General features: G+C 53.3%; 22 protein-coding genes. 17 read left to right on the forward strand and 5 right to left on the reverse strand.

Annotated elements, in window-relative coordinates; translation table 11 throughout:
• The first annotated feature begins 306 nt into the window (after positions 1–306).
• Entirely contained in the window at positions 307–978 is a 672-nt protein-coding gene (locus RB620_RS18150; RefSeq protein ID WP_308096669.1) for a response regulator transcription factor, read from the forward strand.
• Complete coding sequence (locus RB620_RS18155; protein WP_308096671.1) at positions 975–1,973, forward strand: sensor histidine kinase; 999 nt, start codon at positions 975–977, stop codon at positions 1,971–1,973. The genes RB620_RS18150 and RB620_RS18155 overlap by 4 nt, the downstream gene beginning before the upstream one ends.
• 31 nt (positions 1,974–2,004) lie before the next feature.
• On the opposite strand, the gene RB620_RS18160 is transcribed toward RB620_RS18155, so the two are convergent.
• Both RB620_RS18160 and RB620_RS18165 read right to left on the reverse strand, forming a co-directional pair.
• The gene (locus RB620_RS18160; protein ID WP_308096672.1) at positions 2,005–3,978 is read right to left on the reverse strand and encodes an FtsX-like permease family protein; all 1,974 of its coding nucleotides are present in this window, start codon (positions 3,976–3,978) and stop codon (positions 2,005–2,007) included.
• A complete protein-coding gene (locus RB620_RS18165; RefSeq protein WP_308096674.1) occupies positions 3,975–4,724 on the reverse strand; it encodes an ABC transporter ATP-binding protein in 750 nt (249 codons plus the stop codon). Before RB620_RS18165 ends, RB620_RS18160 begins: the two co-directional genes overlap by 4 nt.
• Positions 4,725–4,911: 187 nt before the next feature.
• Between RB620_RS18165 and RB620_RS18170 the strand changes: the two genes are divergently transcribed.
• The 3 genes from RB620_RS18170 to RB620_RS18180 all read left to right on the forward strand — a co-directional run bounded on the left by RB620_RS18170 (position 4,912) and on the right by RB620_RS18180 (position 9,497).
• Positions 4,912–6,654 carry an ABC transporter ATP-binding protein gene (locus tag RB620_RS18170; RefSeq protein ID WP_308096676.1) on the forward strand — a complete coding sequence of 581 codons (1,743 nt, stop codon included), beginning with the start codon at positions 4,912–4,914 and terminating at the stop codon, positions 6,652–6,654.
• 11 nt (positions 6,655–6,665) lie between these two features.
• Positions 6,666–8,468 (forward strand): ABC transporter ATP-binding protein, encoded by a 1,803-nt coding sequence (locus RB620_RS18175; protein WP_308096678.1) that lies wholly within the window; start codon positions 6,666–6,668, stop codon positions 8,466–8,468.
• A 156-nt stretch (positions 8,469–8,624) separates the two neighbouring features.
• Positions 8,625–9,497, forward strand: a complete 873-nt coding sequence (locus tag RB620_RS18180) for a YitT family protein (protein ID WP_374121426.1) — start codon at positions 8,625–8,627, stop codon at positions 9,495–9,497.
• Between the two features lie 81 nt (positions 9,498–9,578).
• Here the strand turns inward: RB620_RS18180 and RB620_RS18185 are convergent, their stop codons facing one another.
• Both RB620_RS18185 and RB620_RS18190 read right to left on the reverse strand, forming a co-directional pair.
• A complete protein-coding gene (locus RB620_RS18185) occupies positions 9,579–10,787 on the reverse strand; it encodes an SLC45 family MFS transporter (RefSeq protein WP_308096682.1) in 1,209 nt (402 codons plus the stop codon).
• 3 nt (positions 10,788–10,790) lie between these two features.
• The gene (locus RB620_RS18190) at positions 10,791–11,525 is read right to left on the reverse strand and encodes a glycerophosphodiester phosphodiesterase (protein ID WP_308096683.1); all 735 of its coding nucleotides are present in this window, start codon (positions 11,523–11,525) and stop codon (positions 10,791–10,793) included.
• A 271-nt stretch (positions 11,526–11,796) separates the two neighbouring features.
• Here RB620_RS18190 and RB620_RS18195 point away from each other — a divergent pair, with 271 nt between their 5' ends.
• From RB620_RS18195 to RB620_RS18210, 4 genes are all read left to right on the forward strand, one after another.
• Positions 11,797–12,129, forward strand: a complete 333-nt coding sequence (locus tag RB620_RS18195) for a metal-sensitive transcriptional regulator (RefSeq protein WP_308096685.1) — start codon at positions 11,797–11,799, stop codon at positions 12,127–12,129.
• A 15-nt stretch (positions 12,130–12,144) separates the two neighbouring features.
• On the forward strand, positions 12,145–12,345 hold the full coding sequence (locus RB620_RS18200) for a copper ion binding protein (protein WP_308096687.1): 201 nt from the start codon (positions 12,145–12,147) through the stop codon (positions 12,343–12,345).
• A 188-nt stretch (positions 12,346–12,533) separates the two neighbouring features.
• Positions 12,534–13,283: a hypothetical protein gene (locus RB620_RS18205; RefSeq protein WP_308096689.1), complete on the forward strand. Its 750-nt coding sequence runs from the start codon at positions 12,534–12,536 to the stop codon at positions 13,281–13,283.
• Positions 13,284–13,715: 432 nt separating this feature from the next.
• Positions 13,716–14,582: a DUF421 domain-containing protein gene (locus RB620_RS18210; RefSeq protein WP_308096691.1), complete on the forward strand. Its 867-nt coding sequence runs from the start codon at positions 13,716–13,718 to the stop codon at positions 14,580–14,582.
• Positions 14,583–14,667: 85 nt separating this feature from the next.
• Here the strand turns inward: RB620_RS18210 and RB620_RS18215 are convergent, their stop codons facing one another.
• Positions 14,668–15,411 (reverse strand): hypothetical protein, encoded by a 744-nt coding sequence (locus RB620_RS18215; protein ID WP_308096693.1) that lies wholly within the window; start codon positions 15,409–15,411, stop codon positions 14,668–14,670.
• A 365-nt stretch (positions 15,412–15,776) separates the two neighbouring features.
• On the opposite strand from RB620_RS18215, the gene coxB reads away from it, so the two are divergent.
• The 8 genes from coxB to RB620_RS18255 all read left to right on the forward strand — a co-directional run bounded on the left by coxB (position 15,777) and on the right by RB620_RS18255 (position 23,407).
• Positions 15,777–16,832 carry a cytochrome c oxidase subunit II gene (gene coxB, locus RB620_RS18220; RefSeq protein WP_308096695.1) on the forward strand — a complete coding sequence of 352 codons (1,056 nt, stop codon included), beginning with the start codon at positions 15,777–15,779 and terminating at the stop codon, positions 16,830–16,832.
• Between the two features lie 81 nt (positions 16,833–16,913).
• Positions 16,914–18,758 (forward strand): cytochrome c oxidase subunit I, encoded by a 1,845-nt coding sequence (ctaD, locus tag RB620_RS18225; RefSeq protein ID WP_308096827.1) that lies wholly within the window; start codon positions 16,914–16,916, stop codon positions 18,756–18,758.
• Positions 18,755–19,372, forward strand: a complete 618-nt coding sequence (locus RB620_RS18230; RefSeq protein WP_308096697.1) for a cytochrome (ubi)quinol oxidase subunit III — start codon at positions 18,755–18,757, stop codon at positions 19,370–19,372. The genes ctaD and RB620_RS18230 overlap by 4 nt, the downstream gene beginning before the upstream one ends.
• A gap of 4 nt (positions 19,373–19,376) precedes the next feature.
• Positions 19,377–19,694, forward strand: coding sequence for a cytochrome C oxidase subunit IV family protein (locus RB620_RS18235; RefSeq protein WP_308096699.1), 318 nt, complete (start codon positions 19,377–19,379; stop codon positions 19,692–19,694).
• 123 nt (positions 19,695–19,817) lie between these two features.
• On the forward strand, positions 19,818–20,717 hold the full coding sequence (gene ctaG, locus RB620_RS18240) for a cytochrome c oxidase assembly factor CtaG (protein ID WP_308096701.1): 900 nt from the start codon (positions 19,818–19,820) through the stop codon (positions 20,715–20,717).
• 86 nt (positions 20,718–20,803) lie between these two features.
• Positions 20,804–21,265 carry a DUF420 domain-containing protein gene (locus RB620_RS18245; RefSeq protein ID WP_308096829.1) on the forward strand — a complete coding sequence of 154 codons (462 nt, stop codon included), beginning with the start codon at positions 20,804–20,806 and terminating at the stop codon, positions 21,263–21,265.
• A gap of 15 nt (positions 21,266–21,280) precedes the next feature.
• On the forward strand, positions 21,281–22,330 hold the full coding sequence (locus tag RB620_RS18250; protein WP_308096704.1) for an acyltransferase: 1,050 nt from the start codon (positions 21,281–21,283) through the stop codon (positions 22,328–22,330).
• Between the two features lie 354 nt (positions 22,331–22,684).
• The gene (locus RB620_RS18255; RefSeq protein ID WP_308096706.1) at positions 22,685–23,407 is read left to right on the forward strand and encodes an ABC transporter permease; all 723 of its coding nucleotides are present in this window, start codon (positions 22,685–22,687) and stop codon (positions 23,405–23,407) included.
• Positions 23,408–23,474 lie beyond the last annotated feature (67 nt).

The following is a 23,474-nucleotide window of genomic DNA, read 5'->3' on the forward strand; positions in this document are numbered from 1 at the left end:
GTGGTAACCAACCCACGGATAGCAGCGTGCCGACCGTCGCTCGCTTATTTGCTCCCGCGCCTAGTGTTTTGGTGGTGCAAAATGCAAGGGCTTGACTAAAACGTTCATAGCAACGGAACACACAACGCTTATTCGATTGAAAATACCACGATTTCAGGTAGAAAAGCATAATAAAGCCCCGTATTTCCGTTAGATATTCAAAAGGAATAAAATGAGCCGAATAGCGTCGACTACTTCCGTTAGCGTTCAAGAACAACCGCAAAGTACGGTTTTTCGGAGCTAAACCCGCAGAAAGGAGCATCCGGCATGTTCAAAATCATGCTCGTCGAAGACGACGAGAAAATCCGCGCCATCGTGGCGGACAGCTTAAGAAAGTGGCAGTACGAGGTCGTCGAAACGGTCGCCTTCGATTCGATCGAAGAGGAATTCCGCCGGCAGGAGCCGCATTTGCTGCTGCTTGACATCAACCTCCCGGTCTTCGACGGGTATTATTGGTGTCACCGCATACGCGCGATTTCCAAGGTGCCGATCATCTTCCTCTCCTCCAGGAGCCAGAATATGGATATTATTATGGCGATCAATATGGGCGGCGACGATTATGTTCAAAAGCCATTCGATTTGTCCGTTCTCGTGGCAAAGGTGAGCGCGCTGCTCAGGCGCAATTATACATATCAGGACGAGGCGATGATGCTTCGGCATCGCGGATTAACGTTCCACCTGTCGAATTCCTCCATTCAATTGAACGGGACATCCGCGGAGCTTTCGCGCAACGAATTTATTATTTTGCAGGTGTTGATGCGCGGCATCGGGAAAATCGTCTCCCGCGAAGAGCTTATGCACGCCTTATGGAACGACGAGCAATTCGTCGACGACAACACGCTCACCGTTAACGTGAACCGGCTCAGACGCAAAATCGCCGAACACGGCATCGAGGATTTTATTATGACCCGCAAAGGAATGGGGTACATCGTCGAATGAAGCGGGTATGGAAGTTTCTTCGGTATGAACGTCCTTATATTCTGATCTGTTTCGCATGTTATTCGCTAGCCATGGCGATCTGTTACGCGGACCCGCGAATGAATTACGAGTGGGACGCTTTTTTCTACGGTTTGGGTCTGCTTTTTCTTGTGTTGGCGTTTTTTTTCGTCTACCGCTACACCAGGGAGATGCAGGCCATTCGCCTCTTAAGAAGCGAGGACGGGGAGCCGCTGTCGATGGAGGGGGAGGCTTGCCAGGAGGAGCTCGGCCGAATGGAGACCGAACATATCCGCAAGTTGAACGAGATGCACGAGAAGCAGATGGAATCGTACCGGTTCATCGTGTCGTGGTTTCACGAGATCAAGACGCCGATCGCCGTCCTACGGCTGATCCAGCAGACGGATCCGAATGCCGCAGGCATGGACGAGGAGCTGTCGCGCATCGAGCATTACGTGGACCAGGCGCTTTACCATGCGAAGCTGGACAGCTTTCATCAAGATTACGACATTGCGGCAGTCGATCTGGAGCAGCTCGCGAAATCGTTGGTCAAGCGGCATGCCAAAACGTTTATTTCGAAGCGGATCAGAATCGATCTGCAGGTCGAGCGGCTAAACGTGCATAGCGATCGCAAATGGCTGGATTTCGTGCTTCATCAACTGATTACGAACAGCTTGAAGTATACGCCGGCAGAAGGAGAAGTGACGATCGCCACGTCCGAGACGCCGACGGAGATCCGGCTGACCGTCCGCGATAACGGCACGGGCATCGACGCCAAGGATTTGCCCCGCGTATTCAACCGCGGATTCACGGGAGAGAACGGCCGGACCCATGCGAAGTCGACGGGGATGGGACTCTACCTGGCGCAGGAGCTATGCGCGAAGCTCGGCCATTATTTGACTGCCGAATCGGAGAAGGGGCGTTATACGGCGATGACGATCCATTTTCCGCGCAACCACGATCCGTACCTCGATACGCTGCGGCTGCGCCAGTCGTAAACCTTATTATCGAAGAAGAAAGCCGGAAGCATTAAAGCTTCCGGCTGACGATGCGTTCGTATACGCTCGAGGACGAGAGGTAGAGCAGGCCGTAGATGAGGAAGTAGAGCACCATGGAGCCGATCACGATGGCCACGACATCTGGGTAGTCTTGCAGCGTATCCAGGATGTACGAATCGATGATGAACCAGCTGCTCAGCAGTCCGAGCGCCAGCGGAGGCGCGAAGACGAACAGGAGCTGCTTGCGGATGACGGATTTCACTTGATCCCTCCGGATGCCGAGCTTGCGGAGCGTATCGAATTGCTGCATCGCTTCCGTCGCTTCCCGCAGCTGGCGGAAGTAGATGACGCTCGCTAGAGCGAAGAGCGCGATTATAGCCAAGAATGCCCCGGAGAACAGCATGAGGGAAGAGCTTTCGATCTGCTTCGAATAAACGTCGGCGAAGGAGGAGTAATATCCTTCGGGCGCGGCGTCGTAGAATACGTCCTGCACCTGCTTCGACAACGCCTCCGCATTCCCCGCGTCTTCGATGTCGTACGTCGCGAACGTTCGCTCTTCGGCACCTGCGCTCAACTCGGAGTAGGTGTCGTCGGCGATGACGAGGATGGCGACCTTATCGGTCATGGAAGCCTCGAAGTTGGTCGTCCATCCGAGCAGCGAATAATCGAACTGCTCCGCGATCGATAGCTTCAAGGGCGTCGAACCTGCCATGATATCGAAGTCAGGCCGCTGTCCGGGAGCATGGACGAGGGGAATATCGATGCCGGCGGACAGGGCGATCGCTTCATTACCGATTAGCGACGCGGGCTCCGGATGTCCGCGGAGCTCCTCGTATTGCTTGAACGTGCTCTCGGACACGAGCAGCAATCCTTCACGGAACTGCTCCTCTCCTTGGAACGCGATCTCCCGATCGGTGACGGCGTCAGCCCGAAGCGCGTGCAGGACGCGGTAATCGTTCACCGGATGATTCTCCGAGCCGCGAATGATCGCATCCAACTTCGCGTTCGTGACTTCATCCAGCGTTTCGAAGGCGAAGTCGTTCGGCAGGTTTTTCGACACCGCGCTGAACTGCACGCTGTAATTAATGGCAACGAAACTGATAAGCAGAATGAGCGCTGTGCTGAACAATGTAATGAAGGTAAGGTTAAGCGCGTTGCTTCTGACCTGGAACCGGAGTGAGGAGGTCCACAAGACCGTGTTCCCTTCATGATAGCGCGGCGCCTTGCTAAGCCTGCTTAGCAGCCAGCCCGCGAATTGCCGGAAAAACAGCCATGTGCCGGCGATGATGCCGATGGAGACGGCCGGCAGCGCGATCGTGCCATGTTCCTTCCATATGACGGATTCGCGGCCAAGAACGATCAGTACATAAGCTTGCGCGAGCAAAATAACCGCCAAAATAGCAAGCGCGGGAGAGGTCCGGATCGGCTTCTCCATCAATGATCTCGCCCGGAACAGCTCGACGAGCTGGACGCGGCGAACCATGACCAGGTTCTGGATGCTAATGATCAGGACGATGACGAGAAAGACGAGTGCCGTCGTGCCGATCGCCTGGGCGGGAAACGATAACGATACGGTCTGGTCATATTGCATCAGCTTCATCAGCAACATGCCGAACCACTTCGACAGCAATCCACCCAGCAGTATGCCCGCGGCTAGCGATACGGCGCCTAGTACGGTCGTTTCGTAGAACAGCATTCGCGTCACCTGCTTCTCGTTCATGCCGAGCAGCAAGTACATGCCGAGCTCCTTCTTGCGCTGCTTCATGAAGAACGAGTTGGCGTATAAGATGAACAGTACGATAAAGAGGAAAATGGCAACAGACGCGATGGAAACGCCTTGGCGGAACATATCGCTGTTCCGGAGCGCTTCGAGAATATCGTCATTGTACATGAGCGACGAGAACGTAAAATGAATGACGACGCCCGCGATCATCGCGAGCAGGTAGATCGTATACACTCGGAAGTTACGCCGCACGTTGCGCAGCGTCAGCTGGAGCAGGCTCATTCCCGGCCACCTCCGAGTAGGCTTTGCGCTTCCAGAATGCGGTCGAAAAACGACTTGCGGGACTGGTCGCCCGCGTACAGCTCGTTGACGATGGAGCCGTCGCGCAGGAACACGACCCGCTTACAATAGCTGGCCGCATACGGATCATGCGTGACCATGAGGATCGTCGTGCTGAACCGTCCGTTCATGCTGGCAAGCTCCTCGAGAAGCTCCGTTGCGGATCTGGAATCAAGCGCGCCCGTCGGTTCGTCCGCGAAGACGATTGCCGGATTCGCGATCAAAGCCCGGGCGGACGCGGTCCGCTGCTTCTGCCCGCCGGATATTTCGGCCGGATACCTGTCTAGAATCGCCTCGAGCTGCAGCGCTCCGGCGAGCGTCGCTAGCCTTTTCTCCATCTCGGCCGTCTTGAAGCCGCGCAGCGACAGCGGCAAAAGGATGTTTTCTTTGACGGTAAGCGTATCGAGCAGGTTGTAATCCTGGAAAATAAATCCCATCCGCTCCTGGCGGAATTGGCGAAGCTCCTTCTTGCCGAGCGACAGCAGGGATTGCTGCTGCAGCCAGACCTCGCCGCCGGAGAACCGGTCGATGGTGGACAAGACGTTCATCAAGGTCGACTTGCCGGAGCCGGACGGCCCCATGATGGCGGTAAACTCGCCTTCGTTCACCGTTAAGTCGATATTTCGGAGGACGGCGGTTTTGCCGTAGTTTTTGGATACGTTTTGCGCGCGGATAATCGGCATATTCATGTGGTTTCCCCTTTCGTTTCCCTTACTGCTTTCCAATATACCGTCCTCCCGTTTCCCGTTCCATCGATCTGACCGCATCCAAAGTGACGTTTCCGTCACATATGTTTTATACTCGTTTTTTCTGTTGTAGGATTTCGAGTTTAAAGGTAATATTATACAATCGACTGCCGGAAAGTAGGGGATTCCTTTGTCTTTTTTGAGGCGTTTGGATTGGTTTTTCAAGCAAAGATGGGGCAGCTACGCCATCGCGATTACCGTCATGGCGACCGTGAGCCTTCTCTCCGCCTTACCTCCGAGATGGATCGGCAACACGGTTGACCGTATCGGCTCCGGGGAGCTGACGCGGGACGAGCTCGGCCGAACCGTCCTGCTGCTCGTTCTGCTCGCGCTGCTTACCTACGTGCTCGTCTATATTTGGATAACGACCTTATTCCGCAATTCCGCGCTGGTGGAGAAGGTGCTGCGCGGTCGGCTGCTTGCGCATTTGACGAGGATGAAGCCGTCTTACTTCCATAAGAATAGCACAGGCGGTCTCATGGCGCTGGCCACCAACGACGTGCTTGCGATCGGCAACACGGCCGGTTACGGCGTCATGACGCTGGTCAATACGATCGTGGGCGCGTCCGTCGTCATTGTGATGATGGTGCTGTTCGTCTCCTTCAAGCTGATGCTGGCGGCTTTGCTGCCGTTGCCGCTGCTTGCGTTCGTCATCAGCAAGCTCGGCAACAAGGTACGTATTCGCTTTATGGCTGCGCAGGCGGCCTTCGGCGGCATGAATGACCATGCGCTTGAATCCATCTCCGGCATCCGCGTCATCCGTTCGTACGTGCAGGAACGCGCCGACATCACGGCGTTCGACCGCGTGACGGAAGACGTCATGGTGAAGAACCGGCAAGTGTCGCTGCTCAACGCGATGTTCCACCCGCTCATCTCCGTCATCGTCGGGGTGAGCTATACGATCAGTATCGGCTATGGCTCCTATCTTGTGTTGGAGAAGGAGATTCTGATCGGCCAGCTGCTTACGTTCAATATTTATCTCGGCATGCTCATCTGGCCGATGATTTCCTTCGGCGAATTTATCAACGTGCTCCAGCGGGGCACGGCTTCCGCGGACCGACTGGACGATGCGTTCGCCCAGCAGCCCGACGTAACCGAGCCGGAGTCTCCGCTGGCCGTGAAAGTTCCAGCAAGCATCGAATTCAAGCGGCTTGGTTTCACTTATCCGGGGGGGACCGCTCCCAGCTTGTCGGATATCAGCTTCCGGCTGAAACGCGGGCAGACGCTCGGCGTCGTTGGCAAGACAGGCAGCGGCAAAAGCACGCTGCTTAAGCAGCTGCTGCGCCAATATCCGGTTCAACCCGATTCGGCGTTTATCTCGGAAGCGCCGATCGAACGGATCTCGATCGAGCAATTGAAGCATTGGATCGCCTACGTGCCCCAGGAGCATCTGCTCCTTTCCAAGTCGATCCGCGACAATATCGCGCTTGGCAAACCGGATGCGACGGATGAAGAGATCGACAGAGCCGTCGCGATGGCATCCTTCGATTCGGACATTGCGAATATGCCCGAAGGTCTTCGGACGATCGTAGGCGAGAACGGCGTCATGTTGTCAGGCGGCCAGAAGCAGCGACTGGCGATCGCGAGGGCGCTTCTCGTCGACTCCGAAATGCTGCTGTTCGACGATTCCCTGTCCGCGGTGGATGCCCGCACGGAAAGCCGCATCCTGAAAGCGATCCGCAAGGAGCGCGCCGGGAGGACGACGCTGATCACGACGCACCGGCTGTCCGCGGTCAGCCATGCGGATTGGATTTTGGTCCTGCAAGATGGCAAGGTGCTGGAAGAAGGCACGCACGAACAACTAATGATTCTCGGCGGCTGGTACAAGCAGCAATGGGAGCGGCAGCAGATGGAAGCAAGTCTGGAGGAATAGGAGGGATAACGATGGTTTCGGAAGACAACGAACAAGCGGCATCGGGCAAGTCGACCGTCAGGCGGCTGCTTTCCTACGCAATGACCTACAAATACCGGATTATGGCGGCCATCCTCATCTTGTGCGGCGCTGTCGGAGCGGAGCTGGCCGGTCCGCTCATCGTGAAGACGATCATCGACGATCATCTCGGCGCGACGGGAAATGACGGCAGCATGGCCGCGGTATTCCGTTTGTTGGCTCTATATGTAGGACTGTTGATCGCGGCCGGCTGTTTCCACTTTCTGCAATCCTATATGTTACAATCGACGGCGCTGCGCATTATCAAAAACATGCGAATGGATCTGATGAGCCATATTCATCGCATTCCGCTTCGGTACTTCGACAATACGCCGATCGGTCAGATCGTCTCCCGCATCGCGAACGATACGGAGGCAGTCCGCGAATTGTTCATGAGCTTCATGGCGACGTTCGTCGTCAGCTTCGTCCAGCTTGCCGGCATCTACGCGGCGCTTTTCTTCCTTGACGTCAAGCTGGCGCTGCTATGCTTGCTGCTTTTGCCGCTCTTCGCGATTATCATGGCCGTTCATCTCAAATATTCCAAACATTATATCGCGATTATGAGGGCCCGCTTAAGCGACATGAACGCGATGATCAACGAGTCGATCAACGTCATGCCCATTATTCAAGCATTCCGCAGGGAGCGGCGCACGCTCGACGAGTTCGAGTCGCTGAACAACGACAGGTACGTCAACCAAATGAAGCAGTTCCGCATTTTCTCGTTGTCATCCCGCAATATCGTGGGCACGATCGGAAGCCTGCTTACGGCATTCGTCCTGTGGTATTTCGGAGGGGAGGCGCTGACGGGCGGGATTATGTTCGGCGTACTTTACGCTTTCATCGATTACCTCGGTCGAATCTTCCACCCGATCATCGGCATTTTCGACCAATTGACGAACGCCCAGCGCGCGTACGTGTCCGCCGAGAAGGTGTTCGCCATCATGGATATGGAAGGCAAGGATGTCGACGAAGCGCTAGAAGGGAATCGGACCCGCGGCGACATCGCTTTCCGCGACGTGACGTTCTCGTACAAGGAAGGAGAGCCGGTTCTTCGCGATATTTCCTTCGAGGTGAAACGGGGAGAGACGCTGGCGCTCGTCGGGCATACGGGCTCGGGCAAAAGCTCGATCATGAATCTGCTGCTCGGATTTTATGAGCCGGATCGCGGCGAGATTACGATCGACGGACGGAGCATCGGGACGATGTCCAAGCAGGAGCTCCGCAAGCCTATGGGAATCGTGCTGCAGGATCCGTTTCTGTTCGCGGGGGATATTGCATTTAACGTGAGCTTGTATAAGGATGGCATTACCAGGGAGCGGGTGGAAGCGGCGCTGCGCGAAGTAGGCGCAGGCTCCTTCATCGAATCGTTGCCGAAAGGACTGGATGAGCCGGTCGTCGAGCGGGGGAGCACCTTCTCCGCGGGACAGAGGCAGCTCATTTCTTTTGCCAGGGCGCTCGCCTACGATCCGGCCATCCTCATCTTGGACGAAGCGACGGCCAGCATCGATAGCGAAACGGAACATGTCATTCAGCGGGCGCTGAAGGTCGTCAGCGAAGGGCGGACGACGCTCATCATCGCGCATCGGCTGTCGACGATCCGGGATGCCGACCAGATTCTCGTCCTGCACCGCGGCGAGATCGTTGAACGGGGGAATCACGAGGCGTTAATGGCGCTCGGAGGAAGGTATCACAAAATGTATCAGCTGCAAATGGGGGAAGAGGGAGCCGCCATGCAGGCTGCCGTGTCAAAAAAATAAAAGAAGGCTTTGCGACTGTCGTTAAGGACGGATCGCAGAGCCTTTTTTTCAATTCTAAGCCGTTTCTCCGTGGTTATTTCTCGCGTGAAAGATGCACTAGCGGATGAAAAAGTTTATAATAATAAGAAATAGTTATAGATGAAGGGAGGAAGCCATTTGGCAACCGTCAAAGAGCACAAAAAGCTGACGAAGCTGGAAATATTGAAGCGTCTCGTTTTTATTACGATCGGTTCCATCCTGATGGGCGTGGCGCTGGAGCTGTTCCTTGTTCCGTTCGAAATCATCGACGGCGGCATCGCCGGCATATCCATTATGTTATCCGCGCTCACGCCGCTTCCGCTAAGCGTGTATTTATTCCTCGCGAACTTACCGTTCCTCGTGCTTGGCTACAAGCAGCTCGGCAAAACATTCGCATTATCGACGCTATACGGCATTACCGTCATGTCGGTTACGACCGCGCTTCTGCACCATGTCGGCGCGTTCCCGGAGGATAAGCTGCTGGCCGTGTTGTTCGGGGGCATGATTCTGGGCGCTGGTGTAGGTCTCGTTATCCGTTACGGCGGAGCGCTGGACGGCATAGAGGTTATCTCCATTCTGATCTCCAAAAAATTAAGGGTCGCCGTCGGCCAAGTCATCATGATCTTCAACTTGATCATCTTCGTGATCGCGGGTTTCGTCTTCGAATGGACATCCGCCATGTATTCGATATTGGCTTATTACATAGCGATCAAGGTGATCGATATCGTCGTGGAAGGTTTGGAAGAATCGAAGTCGGTGACGATCATCTCCAAGGAATACGAGGAAATTTCCCAATCGATCATGGACCGTCTCGGACGAAGCACGACTTTGTTACAAGCGCGCGGCGGCTACTCGGGCGACGAGACGCAGGTTATCTATTGCGTCGTTTCTCGTCTGGAGCTGGCGAAGCTGAAAGGCATCGTCCAAGCGGTCGACGAAAAGGCGTTTATCGCCGTTGAGCACGTCTCGGATGTCATGGGCGGCAACTTTAGCAAAAACAGCATTCATTAACGATACCGCTTCTGCGGTCAAGAAGGGCCGCGCCTAGTCTTAACGACTTCGGCGCGGCCCTTCCTTTTGTCATAGGATGGCTTACATGGACTGCGATCGCGGAGCTTGGACGGACTTGCCTTGGTCCCGGACGCCTAGCAGGAACAGGAGCGCAACCGCCATGCCTCCCGCGGCGACATAGAACAAGACGGAGTAGCCGAGCCAGTCGATCATCGTGCCCATCAGCGGCGGCGACAAGATGGCCGCAATCGACGAAGCGATGTAATAAATGCCGGTGCGGGTGCCGATGCTGCTCTCTTCGCCGAGCTGCACGATGAACGGATACGAGTTGATGTTGATGCAGGCCCAGAAGATGCCGCCGATCAGCAGCATTATTCGGAGCAAAAGGGTGGACTCCGCGAACGAAATGAGCGAGAAGACGCAAATCAAGCCGACGACGCCGATGAGGATGATGTTTTTTTTGCCGAACCGGTTGCCCAGCATGCCGCTCGGAATAGCGGCCGCGACAAAGGCGAGCGAAAAGAAGGCAAGCGAGAACGAGGCTTGCCCGTCGGTCATGCCGAGCCGGTTCGTGCCGTACAAGGTGAAGAGCGCCTCGACGCCTTGGTAAGAGAAAAACCAAAAGAAGATGGCTCCGAGCAAAAACACAGTCGGCCGATTCCATTCGCCTTTGAAAGAGGTCAATTTCTCATGCTGCGTCCGCTCGTAGTTGATTGAATCGCGTTGCTCCCTGATGACGTATACCAGGGCTGCAAGGCAAAGAAGCGTAATGACCGAAGACGTCAAGAATGGAAGTGAGCTGTGCCGCTCGTAAAGATACGCGCCGCCCGCGAAGGCAAGAATCGAACCGACTCCACCCATGAAGTTGATGATGCCGTTCGCTTGCGTCCGCTTCGCGCCCGGCGTCAAATCCGGCATTAACGCGACCGTCGGCGATCGGTACAAGCTCATCGCCAAGTTCATTAGCACCATGAATGCGATCAGCGTAACAATGCCGTTGTGCCAAGGGATAAGCGAGCCGAATACGGCGGCTAAAGGCATGCCGATCAGCAGGAAAGGCATACGCTTGCCGAACCGCGAACGCGTGCGGTCGCTCTTCCGCCCGATCCATGGCTGCAGGAACATGGCGAAGTAGTTGTCGATCGTCATCATGAACCCGATAAGACCCGCTTTTTTTATGAAATCTTCCAGGAAAAGAGGCACGTAGGCGTTATATAAGGCCCATGTAATGCTGATACTGAAGAAGCCGAGCCCGAGCAGCCAAATTTTGCTTCTGGAATATCCGTTCATCGATTAACCCCTCTCCGCCAGCAGCGCGTTCAGCCGGTCCGGATAATCCGTAATGATGCCGGCGACGCCCGCCTCGATCAGCCGAACCATCTCGCGGTCCTCGTTCACTGTGAAAGGGTGATAAACAATGCCGGCTTCGGCTGCATCATGGACCCACTCCGGCAGAACGGCGTAATGATACGCATGGAGAGCATCCGCTTTCAGCGTAGCGGCGTATTCCCAAGGACGGAACAACCCTTCCATATAAAGAATTCCCGTGCGGATGTCCGGAGCCAATTGTTTGCACAGCGCAAGCGAATAATGGTTGAAGCTGGACAAGACGACGCGGTTCGCAAGTCCGGCTTCGCGTACGGCGGCGATCACCTCCGCTTCCATGCCTGGGTACAGCACGACTCCGTTCTTAAGCTCCAGATTCAAGATCAGTTCCGATTGCGCCGCCAGCTGAAGCAGTTGATCCAAAGTCGGCACGCGCTCGCCCGAAAACGATGGATCGAACCAGCTGCCGGCATCCAGATGACTAAGCTCTTCGTAGTCGGTATCGTTCACGAGTCGATTCAATCCGGCCGTGCGTAGGAGAGAGTCGTCGTGGATGCAGACGAGCTTTCCGTCTTTCGTGCGCTGGATGTCGGTTTCGATTCCCGTTGCGCCGAGCTCGACCGCTCTTGCGAATGCGGCCATCGTATTCTCGGGACAATAAGCGCTGGCGCCGCGATGCGCGAAGTTAATCGGAGTGTTCATTACGTTTCATCCTCTCGAATAATTATGTAAGATCATATAAGAAATCTAAGGTGACTATACCGCAGCATTGTTCGAACCGTATTAACGGTAAACGCTGACAGCCTAAAGATAGCGTTTACATGAGGATCGTAGCATAATTGGAGAATTCTGAATAGAGCCCGCAAGCAAGCGAAAGCTAAAAAAAGCAATTCTGGTTGATGTGCCGCTTTACATACCCAATGGGGGTATGATATGATGATTTTGTCGACAACATACCCTAGGGAGGTATTAAATGGAACCAGTAAAGGAAAGCTGCGAAGAGTTGTCCTGCCATACTGAGGAAGGCGGCAGGAAGAGCCATCACTCCGATAAGACGAAACAAAATTTAACGAGCCGCCTGAACCGAATCGAAGGCCAAATCCGTGGAATCAAGTCCATGATCGAGAAGGATACCTATTGCGACGATGTGTTAACGCAAATCGCGGCGGCGCAGTCCGCGCTAGGCAGCGTCGCGAAGCTGCTGCTAGAGGGGCATTTGAAGAGCTGCGTCGTGGAACGGATCCAGGCAGGCGAAGATGAGGTTATAGAGGAATTGCTAGTAACGGTCAATAAATTAATGAAATAACGGGAGGAAAGACATATGGCGAACATTGTGTTGAAAGTAGAAGGAATGACATGCGGGCATTGCGTGAGCTCGGTAGAGAAAGCGGTCGGCGGCTTAGGCGCAAGCGGACAAGTAAATCTGGCGGAGAAGAAAGTCACGGTGGAGTACGATGAATCCAAAGTAAGCCTCGACGCGATCAAAGCCGCGATCGAAGACCAAGGTTACGATGTGGGATAAGATTCGAACGGTACGGCAACGCCACAACAAGAGAACAAGCGGCAACCGCGCATCGCGCGGAATGACGATAGCCGCGATTACGTTATGCGCCGCACTAGCCGTCGGAGGATGCGGGAACGGGTCGGGCGGGGCGCACGGCAATCATGCCGCCCCTACTTCAGCAGGAGAAACAGGGGGCACGGACGGTCATGCCGGTAACGAACATGGCAATAACGCCGCCGATGCGGAAGCCGGTTCTGAACATGCAGGGCATGGCGACGAGTCGGCAACGAACGCCGGGGGCGGATCACCCGTCTGCAGGCGGGAAGCTGGCTATTGCGATGAACATTACGGACCGGGATGGAAACAAGATCGAGAAATTCGACATCAATCACGAGAAACTTATGCACTTGATCATCGTCAGCAGGGACTTGAGCGAATTTTATCATCTCCACCCGGACTATGAAGGCGAAGGGGTGTTCCGGCAGGAAGCGGTTCTTCCTAGCGGCGGGGAATACCGGCTCTTCGCCGACTTTAAGCCAACCGGCGGAGAGCAGGCGACATTATCCGGCTCCGTTCACGTCAGCGGGGATGAACCGGGCAATCCGCTTGTCCCCGATACGGAATTGACGGAAGAAGTCGACGGTACGACCGTCTCGCTTTCCTTGTCCACGATGAAGGCCGGCGAAGCCTCGGAACTGACGTTCAGCTTCGCCGACGCAGGCACGAATAAGCCAGTCAAGGATTTGGAGCCGTATCTAGGCGCGATCGGACACGTCGTTATCGTAGGCGAGGGCGCCGAGCATTACCTGCACGTGCATGCCGAGAACGGTAACGGTTCGGGACCGGACGCGGTATTCGCGACGACGTTCCCGGAGCCCGGCACTTACCGGATCTGGGGACAATTCCAGCGGAACGGGAAAACCTTCATCGCGCCGTTCACGGTGAAGGTCGAATAGCAGTATAAATTGGACAGGGCTGCCCTGCCGGCGACAATCGTCGCCAGCTAGGCAGCCCTTATTGCGTATATTTAACCTGCCGTTTCAATAAACGACATGTAATCCCCATAGCTAACCGTTAACAGCATGCGTGTCTAGTTGAACGTACATCTCATTTCCTAAAACAACGAAAGCCCTACCTCTCTTTCGTCCTTGCGGCTCCAATGACCGCGCCAGTGTGAATCAGAAAAACAGCATGAAACATGAGTTGGAATCGTCAGTCAAGATGATCAAATACAGAGGGAATAGTTGATTCTTACTGGGGATATATAGGGGTTAAATATTACATTCTTATTATAATATCACATTATGATTTTGAATGCAAGTATAATAACCGAAACGAATGACAACGGCCGATTTGGACACTATAGGATGGAAAGGGAGGGATTAACCATGCCGGATTGGTTCCAAATCGTGCTGCGCACGCTGGCGGCAATCGTCATTTTGTTTGTCCTAACGAAGGTGTTAGGGAAACGTCAAATTTCGGAGCTTTCGTTATTCGAATACATAACGGGCATCTCGATCGGCAACATTGCGGCTTACGTCTCGCTGGATCTCGACAATCTGTGGTACCTTGGCATCGTCTCTTTGCTCGTATGGGTTAGCGCATCGGTCGGCATCGAACTTTGGACGATGAAAAACAAGAGAGTACGGGATTTCGTCGACGGCAAGGGGACGGTATTGATCAAGGACGGCAGGCTACTAAAGAGCCAGCTGCGGAAGGAACGGCTGACGTTGGACGAGCTGCTGGAGCAGCTCCGCGGCAAGGACGTCTTCCGCGTTGCCGATGTCGAGTTTGCGGTCATGGATTCTAACGGCGAATTAAATGTATTAATGAAGAAACAATTTCAGCCGATCACGCCGGACATGCTCGGTTGGAAGATGCCGGAGGAGAAACCGCCCCATACGATCGTGATGGACGGCATCGTGATCGATACCGAGATGGAGCTTGCCGGCAAGAGCAGGCAATGGCTTGATCATGAACTGCACAAGCATAAGATAAAGCTCGAAGAAGTGTTCTTGGCCCAGGTCGACGGAGACGGGCTTACGCTGCAATTGATCGATGGACGAACCTATCCGCGCACGCAGGCGGGAAAGCCGGCCGACCGTATTCGGCAAATGACGGTTCAACTCGAAGCCGAGCTGAAACGGCTTGAACATGCGTCTCGCAGCGACGCGGACCGTGATGCCTATCGCTCAGCTTTGGCACATTTAAGAGTAGGGCTCGACGCGATGGAGCGAGAGAATCGTCCCCATTAATAAAGACGAAAGAGCTTCCTCGAAAGGGAAGCTCCTCGTGTTTCTTCTATATATAAAGGAATGGATTTGCGGCATACCTTTGCGTTTAATGCTGCAAGCCTTTGCGCACTTGCCATCCTTGAGGGGAATAATGGCCCGGTGCCGTGATTGGAGCCGGACGTTCTGTTCCGCCGTCGAATTGGTATTGGATGACCGTGTTAAACGTATCAACCCATGGCGTCAAAGATCGGCCCGCCCATGCTTCCTGCGCGAATTGGACAAAATAATTGTTGAACTCCATGTTGGCCGAAATATGAACTTCCTGCACCATCGGCGCGTTCTCGCGAATTTTATTCGCGATCGTCTGCTTGAGTTCATGGGACAGATTCATGTGGTCGCTCACCGTGAAGAAGGAATTGTATGGCGTTACGAGGGCGTACGTATTGCTGTACGGCGTGCCTGAATCCGCATTGAATACCCCCGCGTTGGAGCCCGTATTGTTCTGCTCGTCCGTACCGCCCTTGCTCGTCGTTCCGGCAGCCGTCCAGTCCAGCAGGATCGCGACGTACGCGTTTTTGTCCGTCAACATGACGATCGCGTTCGCGACGCCGTTGAGCGAGCTCACTTTACTCGACAACATGGAGCTGTATTCAAAAAACGAGTTGTCGTGCTGGGTCGCGCCGCTGCTTGTCGAACCGTAGGACTTGACCCCGTACATCTTGGGGTCACCGGATTTCCTGCTGCCGTAGTCCGAATCGGTGTGCTGTGCCGTCTCCTTATAGCTGCAGGCTGTAAGGGCGAAGATCATGGCCGCGGACAGAAGCGCGAGTCCCGCTCGTCTGATCATCATATTCGCCGACCTCCATTCATAATGGTATGACGTTAGTTTCCGTTCCGGAGAAGCAAATATACGCTTTCGCGGAGCATACATAAATGACCATGGGTTTGGTGCACAATGAAAGGTAAACGAACCTTCGCCAAAGCCGTTTCGAGCCTGCCGCAATAGCCGAAAAAGCGCTAAAATATCCGATTTTGACAGCTTTGAGAACAATTTGTGAACTCTCTGTGGAACATTGACAAATAGGGTCGCCAACTTTATATTTAATAAAGTGTTTAAAGTTGCAGGAGATGTAACAACAGCTGTGAAACACGCAGCAGGCCGCTTGCCACGTGAAAATATGGCCGCTGCGAAAACGTCAAAAGTGGGGTTGATTAATGATGAATCGGTGGCAATTTGTAAGACGGCTGGCACCGCTGATGGCCATGATGGCATTGGTGCTTGCGGCATGCGGACGAGAAGACTTGTCTACGCTGAATCCCCAAGGGCCGGTAGCGGAAGAGCAATTCGGACTAATGAAGCTGGCGATTATAATCATGGGATTCGTGGTTATTGTCGTATTTGCTATTTCTTTGTACGTCATTGTCCGTTTCCGCAGACGTTCGGGAGACAAGACGATTCCGAAGCAGGTAGAGGGTAACCACAAGCTCGAGGTTATCTGGACCGTCATTCCGATCATCCTGCTCGTGATCTTGGGCGTGCCTACTGTACAATCGGTGTTTAACCTGTCCAAGGATTACAGCAATGACCCTGAGGCAGTGAAAGTCATCGTAACTTCTCATCAATACTGGTGGGAATTCGAGTATCCGGAATTAGGCATCAAGACATCGCAGGAACTGGTTATTCCGACTGGCAAGACGATCGCGATCGAAGCGAAGACGGCAGACGTGCTTCACTCCTTCTGGGTTCCGTCGCTGGCGGGCAAGATCGATACGAATCCAAGCGGCAACGAAAACCACATGTACTTCTCCGCGCCGAAAGAAGGCGTTTACTTAGGGAAGTGCGCCGAGCTGTGCGGACCATCCCACGGCTTGATGGACTTCAAAGTGAAATCGGTAGATCCTGCCGCGTTCGACCGTTGGTCGGCGGCGATCAAAGAACCTGTGGCGCTGCCAAGCGATCCGGCCGTTGCCGAAGCTTTCCAAAGCAAATGCCTGGTTTGCCACGCGGTCGGCGATCTCGGCGTATCGGCTTATCCAAACTTAGCGGGTATCGGCAGCCGCGGCAGCGTAGGCGGTATTCTTGTCAATGTAGAAGCTGATGATAAGCAATACAAACACGAAGATACGGTTTACAACAATCTCTACAAGTGGATCAAAGATCCGCAAGCGATCAAGCCGGGCAACCTGATGGCGGACAAATACGATTTGACCGATGCGGAGCTTGAAGGGATTGCGAAGTATTTGTCGGAGTTAACGTTAGATTACGAATAATATCATCAGCGATTGAAGGAGGTACCTACCTTGGCTCATGCACATGCACACGCGCATGCGGTCAAACGCTACAGCGGTCTGATGGACTGGCTGACGACGGTTGACCATAAGAAAATCGGCATTTTGTATTTAATATCGGGGGGATTCTTCTTCCTGATCGGCGGCCTTGAGGCCATCCTGATTCGGGTACAGCTGTGGAGCCCGCAGAACGACTTCGTCGGAGCAGATACATATAATGAACTGCTTACCATGCACGGCACCACAATGATCTTCTTGGCCGCGATGCCATTGCTGTTCGCCTTTATGAACGCGGTCGTTCCGCTTCAGATCGGCGCGCGCGACGTCGCATTCCCGTTCGTGAACTCGCTCGGATTCTGGACATTCTTCTTCGGCGGCGTGCTGCTGAACGTCAGCTGGCTGACGGGCGACGCGCCCGACGCGGGCTGGACATCCTATGCGCCTCTCGCCGGCACGACGTACAGCGGCGACCATGGCGTCGATTATTATGTATTAGGTTTGCAGATCGCCGGTATCGGTACGCTTATCGGCGGCATCAACTTCTTGGTTACGATCATTAACATGCGCGCGCCGGGCATGACATTCATGCGGATGCCACTGTTCACTTGGACGGCATTCATTACGTCAGCGCTGATCTTGTTCGCTTTCCCGGCTCTTACTGTTGGTTTGGCGGCATTGATGTTCGACAGAATATTCGAGGCAAACTTCTTCGACCCTTCCGCGGGCGGCAACGCCGTGTTGTGGGAGCATATCTTCTGGATTTTCGGGCATCCTGAGGTGTATATCCTCATCCTGCCGGCCTTCGGCATTATTTCCGAAGTTATCAGTACATTCTCCCGCAAGCGCTTGTTCGGTTACAGCTCCATGGTATTCGCGACCATCCTGATCGGCTTCCTCGGTTTCATGGTTTGGGCGCATCACATGTTCACGGCTGGACTTGGACCGGTTGCGAACGCATTGTTCTCCATTGCGACGATGCTGATCGCGGTACCGACGGGGATCAAAATCTTTAACTGGCTGTTCACGATGTGGGGCGGCTCCATCAAGTTCACATCCGCAAACTTATTCGCTATCGGCTTCGTGCCGACATTCGTCATGGGCGGCGTTACCGGCGTCATGCTGGCGGCGGCTCCGGCCGACTTCCAGTATCATGATTCTTATTTCGTCGTCGCTCACTTCCATTACGTTATCGTAGGCGGATTGGTGTTCGGCATCTTCTCCGGTCTGCATTACTGGTGGCCGAAGATGTTCGGACGCGTGCTGAACGAGACGCTAGGCAAATGGACGTTCTGGACGTTCTTCATCGGTTTCCATTTGACGTTCTTCATTCAGCATTTCCTTGGTCTGCTCGGCATGCCGCGTCGGATCTGGCAATATCTTGACGGCCTTGGCTTTAACGAGATGAACATGATCAGTACGATCGGCGCATTCCTGATGGGCTTTGGCACGATCTTCTTCATCCTCAACATTATCGTTACAGCCGCTAAACCGAAAGACGCAGCTAACGATCCTTGGGAAGACGGACGTACGCTGGAGTGGACGATTCCATCGCCGCCACCAGAGTACAACTTCGCCCAAACGCCATTGGTTCGCGGTTACGACGCTTATTGGAAAGAGAAGATGGAAGGCCACAAAGGCATGACGCCTGCGGAGCCGATCGGACCGATCCATATGCCGTCTCCGTCGATTCTGCCTTTCTTTATGGGACTTGGATTGTTTATCGCTGGTTTCGGATTCATGTACGCGCCTGACTGGGGTCATGTAGGCCCACTGAAGACAGGTTTCTTCATCGGTATTATAGGCCTGGGGATTACGCTGCTCTGTATGCTGCTGCGCTCCGTCATTGACGACCATGGCTTCCATATCGAAGAAGACGAAATTCTGAAAGATATGGGGGGTAAAGCATGAGTGCGCATACGCATGTAGAAGGGCAATTGCCTCATGAGCCGGAAAAGGCGACCCTCGAGGGACGCAATAAAGTACTTGGCTTCTGGTTATTCCTTGGCGGCGAGACGGTTCTGTTCGGTACGTTGTTCGCGGCGTTCCTGGCGCTTCGCGACCAAGTATTGGACGGACCGAAGCCGGATCATCTCTTCAATCTGACGCTTGTTGCAGTCGCAACAGCGATCCTGCTTACTTCAAGCTTGACGAGCGTACTCGCGATTCAAGCGATGCACCAACAGAAAGTCAAAAGCCTGATCGGCTGGCTGATCGTAACGGTCGTTCTGGGCGCAGGCTTCCTGGGTCTCGAGATTTACGAGTTCTACCACTACGTGCATGAAGGCCATGGATTCACGACAAGCGCGTTCAGCTCTTCGTTCTACACGCTGGTCGGATTCCACGGCGCGCACGTTTTGTTCGGAATTCTGTGGATCACGCTCATTATTATTCAGCTGGCTCGCAAAGGCCTGACGGTCGTTACGGCGCCGAAGACGTATGTTGCCGGCATGTACTGGCACTTTATCGACGTTGTCTGGGTATTCATCTTCACGGTCGTTTACCTGATGGGAAAGGTGGTTTAACGGTATGGCAAGCAATCATCACGCCACGGAGCAAAACACCAAACATCACAAGGTTGAAGGTCCCAAAAAACATATCGTCGCTTTTATCTTTTCGATTCTGCTCACCTTCATCGCTTTTGCTACAGTTATCAGCGGTGAGATCAACAAAGATTTTATCTACATTATTTTGATCGGTACGGCCATCTTGCAGGTGTTCGTACAGATGGCGTTCTGGATGCACATGAAGGATCGCGGCCATACGTATGCGTTAATCGGCATTTTGTCCGGCGTCTTCGTCGTCTTCACTTGCGTCGTCATGGCGGAATATTGGGTTTGGTGGTAATTTAACCATTACGCGATAGAACTGAACAGAGGAGGGTCCCAGCGTAGGTGCGGGTCCCTCTTCTTTCCGTAATGCTAACAATCGGGTCACCAGCAAGCGTTTTATGAGAAAGGAGCCTTTCAGATGTTTGGCTTAAACGAATATTTCACCTTTGAGGAACTATGGTCGCCTATGTTTTTGTTCGGGATGATTGCAGTGGTCATTCTGTATTTCTATTTGATAGGTCCATGGAGAGAGAAACATCATCCGCAAGAAGCGGCGGCGACGCCCCTGCAGAAGCTGTTGTTTGTTCTTGCCGCGCTGTTATTCTATCTGACGCAAGGCGGCCCGCTAAGTTTAATGGGACACTTGATGTTCACCTATCATATGGTCGACATGTCCATCTCCTACTTGATCGTTCCGCCAATGGTTCTAGTAGCCATGCCGGCCTTCCTATGGCGGAGAATGTTCGCGGCCCGCATCTGGAAGAAGCTTTCGTTCCTCATGCATCCGATCTCCACTCTTGTTCTGTTTAATATGTTGTTTTCGATCTATCATGTACCACTCGTCCATGATTACGTGATGACACACTTTACCGTCCACCGGCTTTATTATGTCGTCTTGCTCATTACCGCATTCATGATGTGGTGGCAGATCGCGTGTCCAGTACCGGAATGGTCGCGACTGACGGATATGAAGCGAATGGCATACGTATTCGCGAACGGCGTGCTTCTGACGCCAGCCTGCGCCCTGATCATCTTCTCGCCCGGCGATTTGTACGCGACTTACAACGATCCGCAAGTCTGGGTTCAGGCGATGGGGTATTGCGTTTCCGGAGATACAAGTTATTTGCTGACGCAATATGGCGGGCCTGAATTTTTTAACCACATCGGCATCGACGACGACCAGCAGCTTGGCGGTATCATCATGAAGCTGATCCAGGAAATCATGTACGGCATTATCCTGGCTTATATCTTCAAGCAGTGGTTCAAACGCGAGCATACGGAGGACGAATTGCCGAATCCGAATCCGGGCGCCGTCTAATTTGGCAAGATAAGGGGACGCGGACGCAACTCCTCGAAGTACTCCGACAGGAGTTATTCTCATTATGACGCATGGAGTGGATGACAGTGGATTTGAACACGTTATTGCCGACCATCAGCACGTTTTTTATCGTCCTCAGCGCGACGCTCGTCGCGTTCGGTTGGCGGCTGGCGGTCAAGCGCAAGCTGGATCAGCATCAGAAAGTGATGTTATATGCCGCCGTTGCCGCGGTACTATTCTTTATTATTTATGCATCGCGGACATTTATCATCGGCAGCACGCCTTATAACGGGCCCGACGGACTTAAACCTTTTTACCTTGTATTCCTGCTTTTCCATATCGTGCTGGCAACGGTCGCGGCCGTGTTCGGCATCTCCACGATTGTGTTAGGCTACAAGAAAAAATTCGCCAAACACCGGAAATTCGGCCGTTTCACGTCGATCATTTGGTTCATTACCGCGATTACCGGCGTAGCTGTGTATTCGATTCTTTATTTGTTATACCCGGCGGCCGACGCCAAACCGTTGTTTGAAGCGATCTTCGGATAAGGACGAGAGGATCCCATGAAACCTAACATCGTTGAAATTAACATTGTAAGAGCCTTTGCGATTTTGGCCGTGCTCCTCATTCATGTCACGGCCGGACCGCGTACGGAAGTTCCTTGGGGCAGCTTGTCCGCGCCGTTCTACTTCACCGCGAATCAACTGAGCATGTTCGCCGTTCCGCTGTTCCTGATGCTGAGCGGCCTTGTGTTGTTCTATCGGTATCATGACGATTGGAGCATGGGACATGCATGGACGTTCTACAAGAAGCGGCTGAAATTTATCGTGATTCCGTACCTCGTATGGTCCGTGATCTATTATTTCTTCTACCAAGCTGCATACCGGCAGCCGTTCGGCTTCGATCCCGTCCAGTTCGCGAAGCTGCTCATATGGGGGGACGCGAGCTACCATCTGTATTTTATGGCGATTATTATTCAGCTGTATCTCGTATTCCCGCTCTTGATGGGACTCATGCGGCTGCTGAGAATGAAGGCGCTTCATATCCTGCTGCTGGGATTGATCATCGAAGGCGCGTTTATGTATATCCATTACAATGTCTATTCGTTCGAACACAAAGCGACGCTGATTGCGAACTACTTTGCCGTATTTTGCGCTGGCGCGGCAATCGGAATGCGGTATGAATCGTTCGCGAACCGCTATAGAAACGTCTGGTGGACGGGCCCGCTGGCGGTCATCATCGTCTTTATGTACATGCTGTTTCTGCTCTCGTCCCAAGCCGGCGCGCAGTATCCGATGACGGCGTACATCGTTGCCTATAACGTTTATGCGATTCTGGTGGGCATTAGCTTGATTTGGGCTGGCAAAATCATCGTCGAGCAGAAGGCTCGGATATTGCCTTGGCTGCTCGCCTTCGGTTCCGCTTCCTTCGGCATTTACTTCATCCATCCGGCGATTCAAACGACGGTGGGGAAGCTGATCGGCCAAGAGCTTGGCAGTCCTTATTACCATGTCTATCAAATCGGTCTCTTCGCCACGATGCTCGCGGTTTCGTTCGCGGTTGTCCATTATACGAAAAAGATCAAGTTATCATGGCTCCTCTGGGGCAAATAATCAAGCTGTCTGGGCATGTTGCCCGCAAGAAAACACATCCGCTTCCGGATGTGTTTTTTTTCCACATCAGAAAGTTTAATTTCTTTAGAGCGATAAAGCGTAAAGGAGATTTTCTGATTGGCGATAAAAACTTCCCTGTGCTTACGAAGCTGCTTTGCTTTGTAAAGCTGCAGGTCGCACATCCTCGAATTACTCCGATAAAAGTTTTTCTCATTTTTCTCCCAAGTGTTGACATTAGGTGTGTTCGTGAATATACTGTGTATATAGATATATACAGTATATAGACACAGCTCAGACCTTATGAATCCGGCAAGTTTCAAGGATGAAAGAGATGAGCTTGGGAGGTACAACGCAATGGGGAAATGGAAAGGCGCTTGGTTTCTGGTTAAGAGCGAGTTGTTGAGAGCAAGATGGAAGAGCATCATCCCTATCGTCTTTGCCGGGTATATGCTGCTGTTCATGGTTCCGCTATTCGAAAATGCGTTAAACGGAAATGATTCGTCCTTTGCTTATTGGGCCATCGATTTGTACGCGCTGCTGCTGTTCCCTTGCCTCGGTCTGATGGTAACGCAGCCGTACTTCTACTGGAGAACCGATACCTATACGAAGAAGCTTGAAGTATGGAGGACGCTTCCCATCCCATTCAAGCAGATCGTATTAGGCAAATTTCTTCTGTACCTTACGATATCGATTCCTGCCATGATCTTGTTTTTTACCGGTTTTTACTTTGCTGTTCATGCGATGAACCCGCAATTCGAGCTTGGAGCGTTCCTGCAATTCGCTTTGTTCTGGATCGTCTATACGACGATTGCCGGATTCGGTTACTTGTACGTGGAGCTCGGCTACAAAGGCAAAATTTATTTCTGGTATTGCCTCATCCTATCGTTCGCTGCGCTTGGGGGCCTCATCGCGGTGTTCGCGTGGACTAAGGAAAGCATCCTGTTGAATAGCTACCTGACGGTCTTGAACGGCGGCTGGTGGCTTCCGCTAGCCGCGATCGCGGTCGCGGCGGCCGGCATTCCGCTGGGCCTCGGCAGCATCGAGAAGAAATTGAGAAAACGCAATTTAGCCAAGTAAGAGTAAAAGTAAAAGTAAAAGTAAAGTTCAAAAAGTCCAGTGGACTTTTTGAACATCCATTCGGGAA

This window comes from Paenibacillus sp. LHD-117, assembly GCF_030929555.1.
In the GTDB taxonomy this organism is placed as follows: domain Bacteria; phylum Bacillota; class Bacilli; order Paenibacillales; family Paenibacillaceae; genus Pristimantibacillus.

Coding starts and splice junctions, on each gene's coding strand:
- RB620_RS18210 (WP_308096691.1), top strand. CDS start 13,716: ATGCCGGATTGGTTCCAAATCGTGCTGCGCACGCTGGCGGCAATCGTC.
- RB620_RS18250 (WP_308096704.1), top strand. CDS start 21,281: ATGAAACCTAACATCGTTGAAATTAACATTGTAAGAGCCTTTGCGATT.
- RB620_RS18190 (WP_308096683.1), bottom strand. CDS start 11,525: ATGAACACTCCGATTAACTTCGCGCATCGCGGCGCCAGCGCTTATTGT.
- RB620_RS18215 (WP_308096693.1), bottom strand. CDS start 15,411: ATGATGATCAGACGAGCGGGACTCGCGCTTCTGTCCGCGGCCATGATC.
- RB620_RS18200 (WP_308096687.1), top strand. CDS start 12,145: ATGGCGAACATTGTGTTGAAAGTAGAAGGAATGACATGCGGGCATTGC.
- RB620_RS18155 (WP_308096671.1), top strand. CDS start 975: ATGAAGCGGGTATGGAAGTTTCTTCGGTATGAACGTCCTTATATTCTG.
- RB620_RS18235 (WP_308096699.1), top strand. CDS start 19,377: ATGGCAAGCAATCATCACGCCACGGAGCAAAACACCAAACATCACAAG.
- ctaD (WP_308096827.1), top strand. CDS start 16,914: ATGGACTGGCTGACGACGGTTGACCATAAGAAAATCGGCATTTTGTAT.
- RB620_RS18185 (WP_308096682.1), bottom strand. CDS start 10,787: ATGAACGGATATTCCAGAAGCAAAATTTGGCTGCTCGGGCTCGGCTTC.
- RB620_RS18205 (WP_308096689.1), top strand. CDS start 12,534: ATGCCGGTAACGAACATGGCAATAACGCCGCCGATGCGGAAGCCGGTT.
- RB620_RS18165 (WP_308096674.1), bottom strand. CDS start 4,724: ATGAATATGCCGATTATCCGCGCGCAAAACGTATCCAAAAACTACGGC.
- RB620_RS18175 (WP_308096678.1), top strand. CDS start 6,666: ATGGTTTCGGAAGACAACGAACAAGCGGCATCGGGCAAGTCGACCGTC.
- RB620_RS18150 (WP_308096669.1), top strand. CDS start 307: ATGTTCAAAATCATGCTCGTCGAAGACGACGAGAAAATCCGCGCCATC.
- RB620_RS18230 (WP_308096697.1), top strand. CDS start 18,755: ATGAGTGCGCATACGCATGTAGAAGGGCAATTGCCTCATGAGCCGGAA.
- RB620_RS18255 (WP_308096706.1), top strand. CDS start 22,685: ATGGGGAAATGGAAAGGCGCTTGGTTTCTGGTTAAGAGCGAGTTGTTG.
- RB620_RS18195 (WP_308096685.1), top strand. CDS start 11,797: ATGGAACCAGTAAAGGAAAGCTGCGAAGAGTTGTCCTGCCATACTGAG.
- RB620_RS18160 (WP_308096672.1), bottom strand. CDS start 3,978: ATGAGCCTGCTCCAGCTGACGCTGCGCAACGTGCGGCGTAACTTCCGA.
- coxB (WP_308096695.1), top strand. CDS start 15,777: ATGATGAATCGGTGGCAATTTGTAAGACGGCTGGCACCGCTGATGGCC.
- ctaG (WP_308096701.1), top strand. CDS start 19,818: ATGTTTGGCTTAAACGAATATTTCACCTTTGAGGAACTATGGTCGCCT.